The 13,670-nt window shown below is 60.0% G+C and carries 9 protein-coding genes; 6 read left to right on the top strand and 3 right to left on the bottom strand.

The features are described from left to right. Positions 1 to 18: 18 nt before the first annotated feature. Together rpoC and rpoB are read right to left on the bottom strand one after the other, a co-directional pair. Positions 19 to 4,290 (bottom strand): DNA-directed RNA polymerase subunit beta', encoded by a 4,272-nt coding sequence (rpoC, locus tag NAP1_RS11485; RefSeq protein ID WP_007165468.1) that lies wholly within the window; start codon positions 4,288 to 4,290, stop codon positions 19 to 21. Between the two features lie 82 nt (positions 4,291 to 4,372). After that, complete coding sequence (rpoB, locus tag NAP1_RS11490; protein WP_007165469.1) at positions 4,373 to 8,575, bottom strand: DNA-directed RNA polymerase subunit beta; 4,203 nt, start codon at positions 8,573 to 8,575, stop codon at positions 4,373 to 4,375. 497 nt (positions 8,576 to 9,072) lie between these two features. On the opposite strand from rpoB, the gene NAP1_RS16495 reads away from it, so the two are divergent. From NAP1_RS16495 to rplL, 6 genes are all read left to right on the top strand, one after another. Further along, positions 9,073 to 9,213 (top strand): hypothetical protein, encoded by a 141-nt coding sequence (locus NAP1_RS16495; protein ID WP_007165470.1) that lies wholly within the window; start codon positions 9,073 to 9,075, stop codon positions 9,211 to 9,213. Between the two features lie 25 nt (positions 9,214 to 9,238). After that, complete coding sequence (locus NAP1_RS11495; RefSeq protein WP_040464434.1) at positions 9,239 to 9,790, top strand: DUF2975 domain-containing protein; 552 nt, start codon at positions 9,239 to 9,241, stop codon at positions 9,788 to 9,790. Continuing rightward, entirely contained in the window at positions 9,790 to 10,023 is a 234-nt protein-coding gene (locus tag NAP1_RS11500) for a helix-turn-helix transcriptional regulator (protein ID WP_007165472.1), read from the top strand. Before NAP1_RS11495 ends, NAP1_RS11500 begins: the two co-directional genes overlap by 1 nt. Beyond that, the gene (locus NAP1_RS11505) at positions 10,020 to 10,667 is read left to right on the top strand and encodes a hypothetical protein (RefSeq protein ID WP_007165473.1); all 648 of its coding nucleotides are present in this window, start codon (positions 10,020 to 10,022) and stop codon (positions 10,665 to 10,667) included. Before NAP1_RS11500 ends, NAP1_RS11505 begins: the two co-directional genes overlap by 4 nt. 268 nt (positions 10,668 to 10,935) lie before the next feature. Beyond that, the gene (rplJ, locus tag NAP1_RS11510; RefSeq protein ID WP_040464980.1) at positions 10,936 to 11,451 is read left to right on the top strand and encodes a 50S ribosomal protein L10; all 516 of its coding nucleotides are present in this window, start codon (positions 10,936 to 10,938) and stop codon (positions 11,449 to 11,451) included. A gap of 72 nt (positions 11,452 to 11,523) precedes the next feature. Then, positions 11,524 to 11,901 (top strand): 50S ribosomal protein L7/L12, encoded by a 378-nt coding sequence (gene rplL, locus NAP1_RS11515; protein ID WP_007165475.1) that lies wholly within the window; start codon positions 11,524 to 11,526, stop codon positions 11,899 to 11,901. Positions 11,902 to 11,983: 82 nt separating this feature from the next. Here the strand turns inward: rplL and NAP1_RS11520 are convergent, their stop codons facing one another. Continuing rightward, positions 11,984 to 13,555 carry a hypothetical protein gene (locus NAP1_RS11520; protein WP_156777263.1) on the bottom strand — a complete coding sequence of 524 codons (1,572 nt, stop codon included), beginning with the start codon at positions 13,553 to 13,555 and terminating at the stop codon, positions 11,984 to 11,986. Positions 13,556 to 13,670: the final 115 nt, after the last annotated feature.

Below are 13,670 nucleotides of genomic sequence, written 5' to 3' on the forward strand. Positions count from 1 at the left end.
AGGCTTGAAGCTGAGCTCTTATTCGGCGGCGTCTCCGCCGCCCATAGCTGCCTTCATGGCTTCCTCGGAAGGAACCGCGTCGGCTTCAGGCTCAGGCTCGGACGCATTCTCTGCGGCAAGCGCTTCCTGCTGCTTCTTCCACTGGGCTTTGAGCGCAGCGTCGCGGCTGGAGGCGGTGACGCGCATCCGGTTCATGCCTGCGCCAGTACCGGCAGGGATGAGGCGGCCCACGATCACGTTTTCCTTCAGACCGATCAGCGTGTCCTTCTTACCTTCGACCGAAGCCTGGGTAAGAACGCGCGTGGTTTCCTGGAACGAGGCAGCCGAGATGAAGCTGCGGGTTTGCAGCGACGCCTTGGTGATGCCCAGCAGGATCGGCGTACCTTCAGCCGGCTGCTTGCCCTTGCCGAGCTTGGCGTTGGTCTCGAGCATCTCAGCAAGATCGACCTGTTCGCCCGGCAGAAGCGTGGTGTCGCCACCGTTGGTGATCTCGACCTTCTGCAGCATCTGGCGAACGATCACCTCGATGTGCTTGTCGTTGATCTTCACGCCCTGCAGTCGGTAGACTTCCTGGATCTCGTTGACGAGATACTCGGCCAGCGCCTCGACGCCCATGACTTCAAGGATGTCGTGCGGGTTCGGCGAGCCGGAAATCAGGGTATCACCCTTCTTCACGAAGTCGCCTTCCTGCACGTCGATTACCTTGGTCTTGGGGATCAGGTACTCGACTGCATCACCTTCCTCGGGAATGATCGCAATCTTGCGCTTCGCCTTGTATTCGCGAACGAATTCGATCTTGCCCGAAATCTTGGCGATGACCGACATGTCCTTCGGCAGACGTGCCTCGAACAGTTCAGCAACACGCGGCAGACCACCGGTGATGTCGCGGGTCTTGGCAGCTTCACGCGATGCACGCGCAAGGATGTCACCGGCCTCGACCTGCTGACCGTCTTCGACCGAAAGCGTGGTACCCGGAGCCAGCATGTAACGCTGCGCTTCGGTGTCGTCCTCGCTCTGGCCTTCAACCTGAAGCATCAGGCGCGGACGAAGCTCTTCCTTCTTCTTGCGGCCCGTCGCACGGTTTTCCGTAACGACACGCTGCGCGATACCGGTCGCATCGTCGGTCTGCTCTTCGAGCGTCGTACCTTCGACGAGATCCTGATACCGGACCACACCCGATTGCTCGGTGATGATAGGCAGGGTGAACGGATCCCATTCAGCCAGACGATCGCCTTCCTTAACCTTCGCACCGTTCTTGAAGTGCAGCACGGTACCGTAAGGCACCTTGTGCATTTCACGCTCACGGCCTTCGGCGTCGATCACTGCGATCTCACCGTTGCGTGCGAGCGAAAGGATGCGGCCCTTCTTGTCGGTGATGGTCGGCATGTCGCGAAGTTCGACCTTACCGTCCGAAATCGACTCAAGGTGAGAGGTTTCGTTGAGCTGCGCTGCACCACCGATGTGGAAGGTACGCATGGTCAGCTGCGTGCCCGGCTCACCGATCGACTGTGCAGCGATAACGCCAACAGCCTCACCGATGTTCACCGGAGTACCGCGAGCAAGGTCACGGCCGTAGCAGGTCGCGCAAACGCCCTGATCGCTCTCGCAGACGAGCGGCGAACGGATCTTTGCGGACTGAACTTCGGCTTCCTCGATCAGCTTGACCATCGGTTCGTCGACCAGCGTACCGGCCTTGACGATGACTTCGTCGGTGGCTGCGTTGACGATGTCTTCGGCAACCGTACGACCAAGGATACGCTCGCCAAGGGAAGCAATAACGCTACCGCCCTGAACGATCGCACGCATTTCAAGCGCGTTCTCGGTCTTGCAGTCATCTTCGACGATGACGCAGTCCTGCGACACGTCGACCAGACGGCGTGTCAGGTAACCCGAGTTTGCCGTCTTGAGTGCAGTATCCGCGAGGCCCTTACGAGCGCCGTGGGTCGAGTTGAAGTATTCAAGAACGGTCAGACCTTCCTTGAAGTTCGAGATGATCGGGGTCTCGATGATCTCACCCGACGGCTTGGCCATGAGGCCGCGCATACCGGCGAGCTGCTTCATCTGCGCTGGCGAACCACGCGCACCCGAGTGGCTCATCATGTAGATCGAGTTGATCTGCGCCTGCTTGCCGTCGTCGTCGATCGGCTGCGCCTTGATCTCTTCCATCATCGCGTCGGCCACCTGGTCGCCGCAACGGCTCCAGGCGTCGATCACCTTGTTGTACTTTTCCTGCTGGGTGATGAGACCGTCCTGGTACTGCTGCTCATAGTCAGCAACGAGGCTCTTGGTTTCGTCAACCAGCGGATCCTTCGCGTCAGGAATGATCATGTCATCCTTACCGAAGGAGATACCGGCCTTGAACGCGTTGCGGAAGCCCAGCACCATGATGGCGTCGGCAAACAGCACCGTGTCCTTCTGACCGGTGTGACGATACACCTCGTCGATCACGTCACCGATGTCCTTCTTGGTGAGAAGGCGGTTGATGATGTCGTAGGGCACCTTGTGGTTCTTGGGCAGACACTCGCCGATCAGCATACGGCCCGGCGTCGTCTCGAAGCGCTTCATCACGATGTTGCCATCCTCATCGGCCTGCGGAACGCGGGCGAGGATTTTCGTGTGCAGCGTGACAGCCTTGGTTTCGAGCGCATGGTGCACTTCGGCCATGTCGGCAAAGCGCGGCAGCTTCTCGACCTTCGAGCCATCTTCGTTCTCGAGGTATTCAGGCGTCTTTTCCTGACGTTCCATCGAGAGGTAATACAGACCCAGAACCATGTCCTGCGACGGCACGATGATCGGCTTGCCGTTCGCGGGTGAGAGGATGTTGTTGGTCGACATCATCAACACGCGCGCTTCAAGCTGGGCTTCCAGCGAAAGCGGAACGTGAACCGCCATCTGGTCACCGTCAAAGTCGGCGTTGAAGGCCGAGCAGACCAGCGGGTGAAGCTGGATCGCCTTACCTTCGATCAGCACCGGCTCGAATGCCTGAATGCCAAGACGGTGAAGCGTCGGCGCGCGGTTCAGGAGAACCGGGTGCTCACGGATCACTTCGTCGAGGATGTCCCAGACTTCCTTGCGCTCCTTCTCGACCCACTTCTTCGCCTGCTTGAGGGTCATCGAGAGACCCTTGGCATCGAGGCGGGCGTAGATGAACGGCTTGAACAGCTCGAGGGCCATCTTCTTGGGCAGACCGCACTGGTGCAGCTTGAGTTCCGGACCGGTCACGATGACCGAACGGCCCGAATAGTCGACGCGCTTGCCGAGCAGGTTCTGGCGGAAGCGGCCCTGCTTGCCCTTGAGCATGTCGGACAGCGACTTGAGCGGACGCTTGTTCGCGCCAGTGATGACGCGGCCACGGCGTCCGTTGTCGAACAGCGCATCGACAGCTTCCTGAAGCATACGCTTTTCATTGCGGACGATGATGTCCGGCGCGCGCAGCTCGATCAGACGCTTGAGGCGGTTGTTACGGTTGATCACGCGGCGATAGAGATCGTTGAGATCCGACGTCGCGAAGCGGCCACCATCGAGCGGCACCAGCGGGCGCAGTTCGGGCGGGATCACCGGGATCACTTCGAGGATCATCCATTCCGGGCGATTACCGGAGTCGATGAAGCTCTCAACGACCTTGAGGCGCTTGATGATCTTCTTGGGCTTGAGAGCCGACTTGGTGGTCGCGAGCTCTTCGAGGAGGTCTTCACGCTCCTGTTCGAGATCGAGATCCATCAGCATGACCTTGACCGCTTCTGCGCCGATATCGGCGGAGAAGGCGTCTTCGCCATACTCGTCCTGCGCTTCGAGCAGTTCGTCTTCGGTCAGCAGCTGGAATTTCTCAAGCGGGGTCAGGCCCGGCTCGATCACCACATAGCTTTCGAAGTAGAGGATACGCTCGAGCTGCTTGAGCTGGATGTCGAGCAGCAGGCCGATGCGCGAAGGCAGCGACTTCAGGTACCAGATGTGAGCAACCGGAGCGGCGAGCTCGATGTGGCCCATGCGCTCACGGCGCACCTTGGTGACGGTGACTTCGACGCCGCACTTTTCGCAAACGACGCCCTTGTACTTCATGCGCTTGTACTTGCCGCACAGGCATTCGTAGTCCTTAACCGGACCGAAGATGCGGGCACAGAAAAGGCCGTCACGCTCGGGCTTGAACGTACGATAGTTGATGGTTTCAGGCTTCTTGATCTCGCCGAATGACCACGAACGGATACGCTCAGGCGAAGCGATGCCGATCTGAATCTGGTCGAAGGTTTCCGGCTTAGCCAGCTGGTTGGTGAATTTGGTCAGTTCATTCATGACTTAGTTCCCTCGGGGGGTGAAATCTCTTGGGTGGCGGAAGGTGGGAGGGGCCCTCAGACTTGAAGGGGCCCCGTCCCTCTTATTCCGCTGCCTCCGGCCATTCGTCCTCGTCCTCTTCCCCATCGGAAAGGGACTTGAGTTCGACGTTCATGCCCAGCGAGCGCATTTCCTTGACGAGAACGTTGAAGCTCTCCGGAATGCCGGCCTCGAAGGTGTCGTCGCCCTTGACGATCGCCTCGTAGACCTTGGTACGGCCAACGACGTCGTCCGACTTGACGGTGAGCATTTCCTGCAAGGTGTAGGCGGCGCCATATGCCTGCAGGGCCCAGACCTCCATCTCACCGAAGCGCTGTCCGCCGAACTGCGCCTTACCGCCCAGCGGCTGCTGGGTGACGAGCGAGTACGGACCGATCGAGCGAGCGTGGATCTTGTCGTCGACGAGGTGGTGAAGCTTGAGCATGTAGATGATGCCCACGGTGACCTTGCGGTCGAACGCTTCACCGGTGCGACCGTCGAACAGGGTCGACTGGCCCGAACCGTCCACGCCAGCCTTGACCAGGTAATCGGTCACATCCGCTTCGCGCGCGCCATCAAAGACCGGCGTGCCCATCGGGACACCGGCGCTAAGATTTTGCGCAAGCTCAACGATACCAGCGGTCGAACGGCTTTCGAGGTCTTCGAAATACTGCTCGCCATAGACGTCCTTGAGACGCTCCACGACCGCCTCGGGAGGCTTCGCGCTGGCGTAGTCTTCCTTGGCATTCGGGTTGGCAGCGTGCCATTCCTCAAGCTTGTCGGCGATGTCCATGCCCAGGCCACGAGCCGCAAAACCAAGGTGGGTTTCGAAGATCTGCCCGACGTTCATGCGCGAAGGCACACCCAGCGGGTTGAGCACGAGGTCGACCGGCGTACCGTCTTCGAGGAACGGCATGTCCTCGATCGGCAGGATGCGCGAAATCACACCCTTGTTACCGTGACGGCCAGCCATCTTGTCGCCCGGCTGCAGCTTGCGCTTCACCGCGACGAAGACCTTGACCATCTTGAGTACGCCCGGAGCCAGTTCGTCACCACGCTCGAGCTTTTCCTTACGGTCCTCAAACTTGGCATCGATCATCGCTGCGCTGTCGTCATACTGCGACTTGATCGCTTCGAGCTGCGCCTGGCGACCATCGTCGGCAACCGCGAACTTGAACCACTCGTGACGCTCGACATCTTGGAGCACCTGCTCGCTGATCTCGATGCCCTTCTTCACACCCTTGGGCGCCGCCGAAGCGGTCTGGCCAAGCAGCATGTCCCTCAGCCGGTTGTAGGTCGCACGGTTGAGGATGTTGCGTTCGTCAGCCGCGTCCTTGCGAAGACGTTCGATCTCTTCGTTCTGGATCGCGCGCGTACGGTCATCGATCTCGATACCGTGGCGGTTGAACACGCGAACTTCGACAATCGTACCGGCAACACCCGGCGGCAGACGCAGCGAGGTGTCGCGAACATCCGAAGCCTTCTCACCGAAGATGGCGCGCAGAAGCTTCTCTTCCGGCGTCATCGGGCTTTCACCCTTCGGCGTGATCTTGCCGACGAGGATGTCACCGGGGTGCACTTCGGCACCGATGTAAACGATACCCGCTTCGTCGAGGTTGCGCAGAGCTTCCTCGCCGACATTCGGGATGTCGCGAGTGATGTCTTCCGGGCCAAGCTTCGTATCGCGAGCCATGACTTCGAATTCCTCGATGTGGATCGAGGTGAAGACGTCGTCCTTCACGATACGCTCGGAGATGAGGATCGAGTCCTCGTAGTTGTAACCGTTCCACGGCATGAACGCGACGAGGCTGTTCTTGCCAAGCGCCAGCTCACCAAGGTCGGTCGAAGGACCGTCAGCGATGATATCGCCCGGTTCGATCACTTCGCCCACCTTCACCAGCGGACGCTGGTTGATGCAGGTGTTCTGGTTCGAACGCTGGAACTTCTGCAGCGTGTAGATATCAACGCCCGACTGACCGGGTTCGACATCGCCCTGCGCGCGGATCACGATACGAGTCGCATCGACCTGGTCGACGATACCGCCACGCTTGGCTGCGATCGCAGCGCCCGAATCGCGCGCTACGGTTTCTTCCATGCCAGTTCCGACCCACGGAGCCTCGGCCTTCACAAGCGGCACCGCCTGGCGCTGCATGTTCGAGCCCATCAGTGCGCGGTTCGCGTCATCGTTCTCGAGGAACGGGATGAGCGAGGCTGCGACCGAGACGAGCTGCTTGGGGCTAACGTCCATCAGAGTGATCTGGTCGTTCGGCGCCATCAGGTTGTCGCCCGACTGGCGTGCCGAGATCAGGTCTTCGACGAAGGAGCCATCATCGTTGAGCTCAGCCGAAGCCTGCGCAACGGTGTGCTTCTGCTCTTCCATAGCCGAGAGATAGATCACGTCGCCCGTGACCTTGTTGTCCTCGACCTTGCGGTAGGGCGTTTCGATGAAGCCGTACTTGTTGACCCGGCTGAACGAGGCCAGCGAGTTAATCAGACCGATGTTCGGGCCTTCAGGCGTTTCAATCGGGCAGATACGACCATAGTGCGTCGGGTGAACGTCGCGGACTTCGAAGCCAGCGCGCTCACGCGTAAGGCCGCCCGGGCCAAGCGCCGAGACGCGGCGCTTGTGGGTGACTTCCGACAGCGGGTTGGTCTGGTCCATGAACTGCGACAGCTGCGAGGAGCCGAAGAATTCGCGGACTGCAGCAACAGCCGGCTTCGCATTGATGAGGTCGTTGGGCATGACGGTCGAAACATCGACGCTGCTCATGCGCTCCTTGACCGCACGCTCCATGCGAAGGAGGCCGACGCGGTACTGGTTTTCGAGCAGCTCACCAACCGAGCGAACACGGCGGTTGCCAAGGTTGTCGATGTCGTCAACTTCGCCCTTGCCGTCCTTCAGGCCGACCAGTTCCTTGACCACGGCAAGGATGTCTTCCTTGCGCAAGGTGGTCACGGTGTCTTCGGCATCGAGGCCAAGACGCATGTTGAGCTTCACGCGGCCAACAGCCGACAAGTCATAACGCTCGCCGTCGAAGAACAGGCCTTCGAACAGAGCTTCTGCGGTTTCCTTGGTCGGCGGCTCGCCCGGGCGCATCACCTTGTAGATCGCCTCGAGGCCTTCATCACGGTTTTCGGCCTTGTCGACCTTGAGCGTGTTGCGGATCCACGGGCCGGTGTTGATCTCGTCAATGTCGAGCAGCTCGAGGCTGTCGATACCGGCATTGTCGAAGGTTTCGACATGCTCGAGCGTGATCTCGTCACCCGCTTCGATGTAAATGCGACCGGTGGTCTCATCGATCATGTCGTTCGCAGCGTAGCGGCTGACGACTTCTTCGGTTGGGAGAAGCAGTTCGGTGAGACCGTCCTTGGCCGCCTTGTTGGCAGCGCGCGGGCTGATCTTCTGGTTAGCGGCGAAGATCTCTTCGCCAGTCGATGCATCGACCAGCGGGAAGGTCGGCTTCTGACCGCGCCAGTTTTCGGCGACGAACGGAATCTTCCACCCGTCCTTCGCACGCTCCCACGTCACGGTGTCGTAGAAGTGATGCAGGATGGCTTCGCTATCGAGGCCAAGTGCATACAGCAGCGCGGTGACCGGCAGCTTGCGCTTGCGGTCGATGCGGACGTTGACGATGTCCTTGGCGTCATACTCAAAATCGAGCCACGAACCGCGATACGGAATGACGCGTGCAGCAAACAGAAGCTTGCCCGACGAGTGCGTCTTGCCGCGATCATGGTCGAACAGAACGCCCGGCGAACGGTGCATCTGCGAGACGATCACACGCTCGGTGCCGTTGATGATGAAGGTGCCGTTCTCGGTCATGAGCGGCATGTCGCCCATGTAAACGTCCTGCTCCTTGATATCGAGGACGGAGCGGGTTTCGGTTTCCTGGTCGACTTCGAACACGATCAGGCGCAGCGTCACCTTCATCGGGGCTGCGTAAGTGATGCCGCGCTGGCGGCACTCAGTCGTGTCGTATTTCGGCTCTTCGAGTTCGTAGTGAACGAAGTCGAGCTCGGCCGTGCCGGCGAAGTCGCGGATCGGGAAGACGCTGCGCAGGGTCTTTTCGAGACCCGAAACATAGCCCGTTTCCTTGTCCGAACGCAGGAACTGTTCGTAGCTCTCGCGCTGGACCTCGATCAGGTTTGGCATCTGGACGACTTCGTGAATGTCGCCGAAAATCTTGCGGATACGCTTTTTAGCGGTACCCTGCGCCTTGCGGCTGCGGACCTTCCCCTTGCTCGGGGTCTTCGCCTTGGTTGCCATGGAGGAGATATGCCTCTTTTGCCTGCGCGCACGAGAGAGAGGTTCCCGCACGCAAAAATGAAAACGTTTCGTCACGCGAGAGCGTTCCCGCCATATCCGACGCAAAGAAGCCGCACGCCGGAACGCACCCTATCGGGCCGCTTCGGTTGCAGCTTAAATCGTCGCGAATATGGCTAGCGCCGCTTCCATTCTTGGCCCGATCCCCGCGCATGAATCGGTCCGGCTCGAAGCTGACGTGTGAGAGCTATCTAGGAGCCATGTTGGATTTGTCAACGCCGCGCGCAGCAGCGCCGTGACGCGATTCGACTCAGCAGCGATGCGATCCATCTCGCACCCCCAAACGCCGCCACAGTCGCTTATCGAATACCGATATGGTCGGAATTATTGTTTTTCATAGAGGGACTTATCGTTTTTCAATATTTATTGATTGACGATAAATCGCAGGCCTCCTAGATAGGAATTATTGAAATTCGATATGCACCTTAAAGGAGAACGATATGACCCGCTTCATTAATCAATCGCTCGCCGTCTTCGCCGCTGTGATCCTCACGATCACCTCGGTCGGCGCCATAACTACCGTACCGCCCGCATCGGCAAGCACCGCACACGGGTCGCTGGTTTCGGCCGAGCTTGCCTGAGCGCGAACAGAAAGGGGCAGACATCATGACAAAATACGAACGACCCAATGACCTCCTGCTGCTGGCAGGCAAGGTCCTCACCGTGATCGGTCAGATTGGTCTCGCTATCGGCGGATTGGCACTGACGATAGCAATTCCTCTCTTCCTCTTCTTCGGCAACGAGATCAGCGCAGAAATCGCGGAGCAGGGAACGACCGCGATCGGACCATTTCCCACCTTCGCACTGTTGGCCTTCATCGTGACCGTCCTCTTTGCGATGTTTCTCGCATTTCTCTTCTTTGGGAAACTGCGCGCGATCATCTCGAGCGTGGGTGAAGGCGATCCCTTCGTGCCCGAGAATGCCGAGCGATTGAATATCATGGCGTGGCTGATGCTTGGCATTCAGTTTCTTCTTATCCCAGCCGCAGGATTTGGCCTGATGCTCGCGAAATGGGCTGACGAGATGGAGCACGCAGAATTCACCATCGATGTCGGCCTGGACCTGACAGGCATCCTGATGGTGATCGTGCTCTTCATCCTCGCCCGCGTGTTCAAACATGGCGCAGCGATGCGCGAAGATCTCGAAGGGACCGTGTGATGCCAGCCGACGACGAAGGAGCAACCATCATGGTCAAACTCGACGACCTGCTGCACGAGCGTCGCATGACGCTCACCGAACTGGCGGACCGGGTTGGCCTGACCCTCGCCAACCTCTCGATCCTCAAGACCGGCAAGGCGAAGGCGATCCGCTTCTCCACTCTCGCTGCGATCTGCCGGGAACTGGAGTGTCAGCCGGGCGACTTGCTGCGGTTTGAAAGCGGCGAGGCATGACCTCTCTCACGAAATGGGGCGGCGCATCTGCATTGGCAATCGCCGCCTCTTACATCTTCGGCTTTGCGATGTTTCTCGGCGTCATCGACAGGACGGGATACGAAGGGGGAGCTGGGAACATAGACTTCGTGATCGACCAGCACGCTATGCTGTCGCTGGCCATCACGGTTCTTTATCCTCTCGCCGCAGTGGCTTTGTGCCTCTTGGTTGTCGCCATCCGCCGGGCGATCCCCGACAGCGGGTGGAGCGAGGTCGCAGCAATGTTCGGCGCGATCTGGGCCGCCCTGCTTTTCGCTAGTGGATTTGTCGGACTTACCGGGATGCAGAGTGTCGTTTCGCTCGCGACTGATGCGCCCGATATCGCGCAAAGCACATGGGCGGCTGTCGCCAGTGTTCAGGATGCGCTTGGTGGCGGGATTGAATTGGTCGGCGGTCTGTGGATGGCGCTCGTGAGCTGGCTCGCCATGCGCTGCGGCATCGCATCGCGCGCCTTGGGAGGGACAGGCATTCTCGTCGGCGCAGTCGGATGCGTGACCGTCATCCCCGGCCTTGGCGACCTGGTCGATCTGTTTGGCCTCGGCCAGATTGTCTGGTTCTGCTGGATAGGCACGGTGCTGTTGCGCTTGCCAGCGAGGGCGAACTGACTTGACTTTCGCGGGCGTAACGATAAATGCCCGCCCGACCGAGCAATCGGTCATCCGTCCAAGACAGTTGCTGAGCGGGAATTGGCCCGTTCTTAATTTGCAGCCTAGACGGGGAAAAGAGATTTCGCGGACCCACGTGGCCGCAACCGAGCATATCAGCTCACCCTCCTTCCCCATCGCTGGACTTTTCGGTGTCGATGAACGGCACCGTTAGACATGAGCCGGTCGCGCGGGCAACGCCCAAGCGGCCATAATGAAGGAGTATGGCATGGATCGTTCGCAAAAAGCCGACGCGGTTGCCCAGCTCAATGCGGTCTTCAACGAGGTCGGCGTGGTGGTTGTCACCCGCAACCTCGGCATGACGGTGGATCAGTCCACCGAACTGCGCGGCAAGATGCGCGAAGCTGGTGCTTCCTACAAGGTTGCGAAGAACCGTCTCGCCAAGCTCGCCCTGAAGGACACCGACTACGTCGGGATCGATGAGTTTCTCACCGGCCCGACCGCGCTGGCGTGGTCTGAAGACCCCGTCGCAGCCGCCAAGGCTGCTGTCGATTTCGCAAAGTCGAACGACAAGCTGGAAATCGTCGGCGGTTCGATGGGCACGCAGGTTCTCGACGAAGCTGGGGTCCGGGCACTCGCCTCGATGCCGTCGCTCGACGAACTGCGCGGCAAGCTCGTTGGTCTCGTCAACGCCCCGGCAACCAAGATTGCCCAGGTCGTCAACGCGCCCGCATCGAAGCTCGCCCGTGTTTTCGGTGCCTATGGCGCCAAGGACGCTGCTTAAGAGACTATTCTCGCAAGAGACGAAACATCATGGGGCATTTGAAAAGCCCCGCCACATATTGGAGTGAACATCATGGCTGATATTGCCAAGCTTGTTGAAGAACTTTCGAAGCTGACCGTCCTCGAGGCGGCTGAACTTGCAACCGCTCTTGAAGAAGAGTGGGGCGTTAGCGCTGCTGCTGCAGTTGCTGTTGCTGGCCCGGCCGGCGGTGGCGACGCTGGTGCACCGGCTGAAGAGAAGGACGAATTCGACGTCATTCTCACCGGCGACGGCGGCAAGAAGATCCAGGTCATCAAGGAAGTCCGTGCCATTACCGGTCTCGGCCTCACCGAAGCCAAGGGTCTCGTCGAAGGCGCGCCCAAGCCGCTCAAGGAAGGCGTCAACAAGGCGGAAGCCGAAGAGATCAAGGGCAAGATCGAAGCAGCTGGCGGTACCGTCGAGCTCAAGTAAGCTTCTTTCGAGCTACTGCTCAAAAAAGAGGGGCGGTGCCAGCGATGGCGCCGCCCCTTCTCTTTGTGCCGAGTGCCTCGGGCTAGCGTGGGATGATCTGGTCGATCCCGGCTCGCTGTGTCCCGACGGTTGGAGCGCCAATCTGGTCGATCTGCACTTTCCCGGCGTATGGGGCATCCTGATAATCGACGCCGAATTCGACCTCGTCATAGGCCGGATTGTAGCTGATCGGGATACCCGCTGCTTGCAACTCGGCAAGAGTGACGAAGGTGTCGATCGAGTCGCCAGCGCGAAGATGCTCGATCTCACCAGGGCTGAAGCGCTCGTGCAGAACGTCCACCACTGACCCAAGCCGGATCGCAATTGTGCCATCGAGCTGGCGGAAATCGACCGAACCGGTCAACACGCCGTTCAGGCGAGCATCAAGCTTGGTCTTTTGGACCAATTCTGCTTGTGCAGCCGCGCTTGCGCTGACGCCAGCGTCGGGTGCGGGGATCGGGACCAGCTGCGTTTCGCCTGCCGCGACCGGCGCGGGCAATTGCGGCTCACGGCCAGAAACTGTCGGGATCGACCGGCGCGCCTCGTTTGATACGTCGATCGCACCGGCAAACGCGGCCTCGATCGATTCATTCGCTGCAGAGACACTTTGGCGAGTGACCGGCCCGACCGAGGTCGTTGCTGGAGCAAGCGCTTCGGCACGGCGGGCAAGGCCCGGCGCCGGCCTGGCCTGGAAGCCGCGCGAGACGGTCAGTTGCTGGACCTCGACTAGGTCGGCGCGAGGAGCACGGGGTGCCTCTGTCCCGTTGAAACCGGGAATAGGCGCTGCAACGAAACCGCGTGAGACCGTGCGCTCCTCGACAGGTGCGAAAGCCGAGCTCAACACCACCGAAGGCGGCAGCCCGGATGCATCCAGTGTTGCCACTTCGGGCGCGGGCGCTGCGACGAACCCGCGCGATACGGTGCGCTGAGAAACTTCGCCGAATTCTGCAGTCGGAGCTTCACTCGCGCCGACACCTTCGAAAGCGGGTGTTGTTGCGCCGGGGAAGCCGTTCGACACCGTGACTTGCTGGACTTCGACGAGCCCTGCCAACGGCGCTCGAACCGCTTCGGCGAGGCGCGGTGCAGTCATTTGGTCCCGGCGAACGCGAGCCGAAAGCGATACCGATTCAACTGTCGGCATCTCGATATTGGCAAAGGCGAGCTCGAAACGATCCGCTCCGGTGGCGAGAAATTCGAGCGGAATGACCTGGTCGATCTCGCGATAGGTGACGAGGTTGCCCATCGTCACCGCATCGGGCGCGATTTCCTCGGCTGCGATCACAGGCGCGTAGACTGGCGTTGTCGCTCCTGCAGAGGGCGACCAGAGCGTCGCTGGCAATTCGGCGACTTCGCGCTCCATGCTGATGCGCATGAGCGGCGTACCCATTGCGCCCAGTGACATGTCTGGAATGGTAACGGCGACCGCCACGGCAGCGGCGCCTGCCATCATGCGCGCGTTCATCGCGCGGCGGTGCTGGCTGGTGTGAAGGCTCGCTTCGCGCGCGGCTAGTTCGGCCACCGTCAATGGCGCTGGGAGGAGGTGTGCATCCCCCACGCTTTGCGCATTGCAGGCCAGTTCAGGCGCTGCCCCCTCATGTTGAATACGTGCAGGCACGGATTCCCCCCTTAGAACCTTACGCAGCGTTATGAAGATTTTCACCATGCTTTTAAAGCAGTTTCTCGTTTCGGTCCCCGCAGCGCCCCGCGCTGATACAAGTTTCCGCTTTCCC

This window comes from Erythrobacter sp. NAP1, from assembly GCF_000152865.1.
Taxonomy (GTDB): domain Bacteria; phylum Pseudomonadota; class Alphaproteobacteria; order Sphingomonadales; family Sphingomonadaceae; genus Erythrobacter.

What these genes read in the sequence shown, in the direction of transcription:
- rpoC (WP_007165468.1), bottom strand. Translation starts at nt 4,290, where the DNA reads ATGAATGAACTGACCAAATTCACCAACCAGCTGGCTAAGCCGGAAACC.
- rpoB (WP_007165469.1), bottom strand. Translation starts at nt 8,575, where the DNA reads ATGGCAACCAAGGCGAAGACCCCGAGCAAGGGGAAGGTCCGCAGCCGC.
- NAP1_RS16495 (WP_007165470.1), top strand. Translation starts at nt 9,073, where the DNA reads ATGACCCGCTTCATTAATCAATCGCTCGCCGTCTTCGCCGCTGTGATC.
- NAP1_RS11495 (WP_040464434.1), top strand. Translation starts at nt 9,239, where the DNA reads ATGACAAAATACGAACGACCCAATGACCTCCTGCTGCTGGCAGGCAAG.
- NAP1_RS11500 (WP_007165472.1), top strand. Translation starts at nt 9,790, where the DNA reads ATGCCAGCCGACGACGAAGGAGCAACCATCATGGTCAAACTCGACGAC.
- NAP1_RS11505 (WP_007165473.1), top strand. Translation starts at nt 10,020, where the DNA reads ATGACCTCTCTCACGAAATGGGGCGGCGCATCTGCATTGGCAATCGCC.
- rplJ (WP_040464980.1), top strand. Translation starts at nt 10,936, where the DNA reads ATGGATCGTTCGCAAAAAGCCGACGCGGTTGCCCAGCTCAATGCGGTC.
- rplL (WP_007165475.1), top strand. Translation starts at nt 11,524, where the DNA reads ATGGCTGATATTGCCAAGCTTGTTGAAGAACTTTCGAAGCTGACCGTC.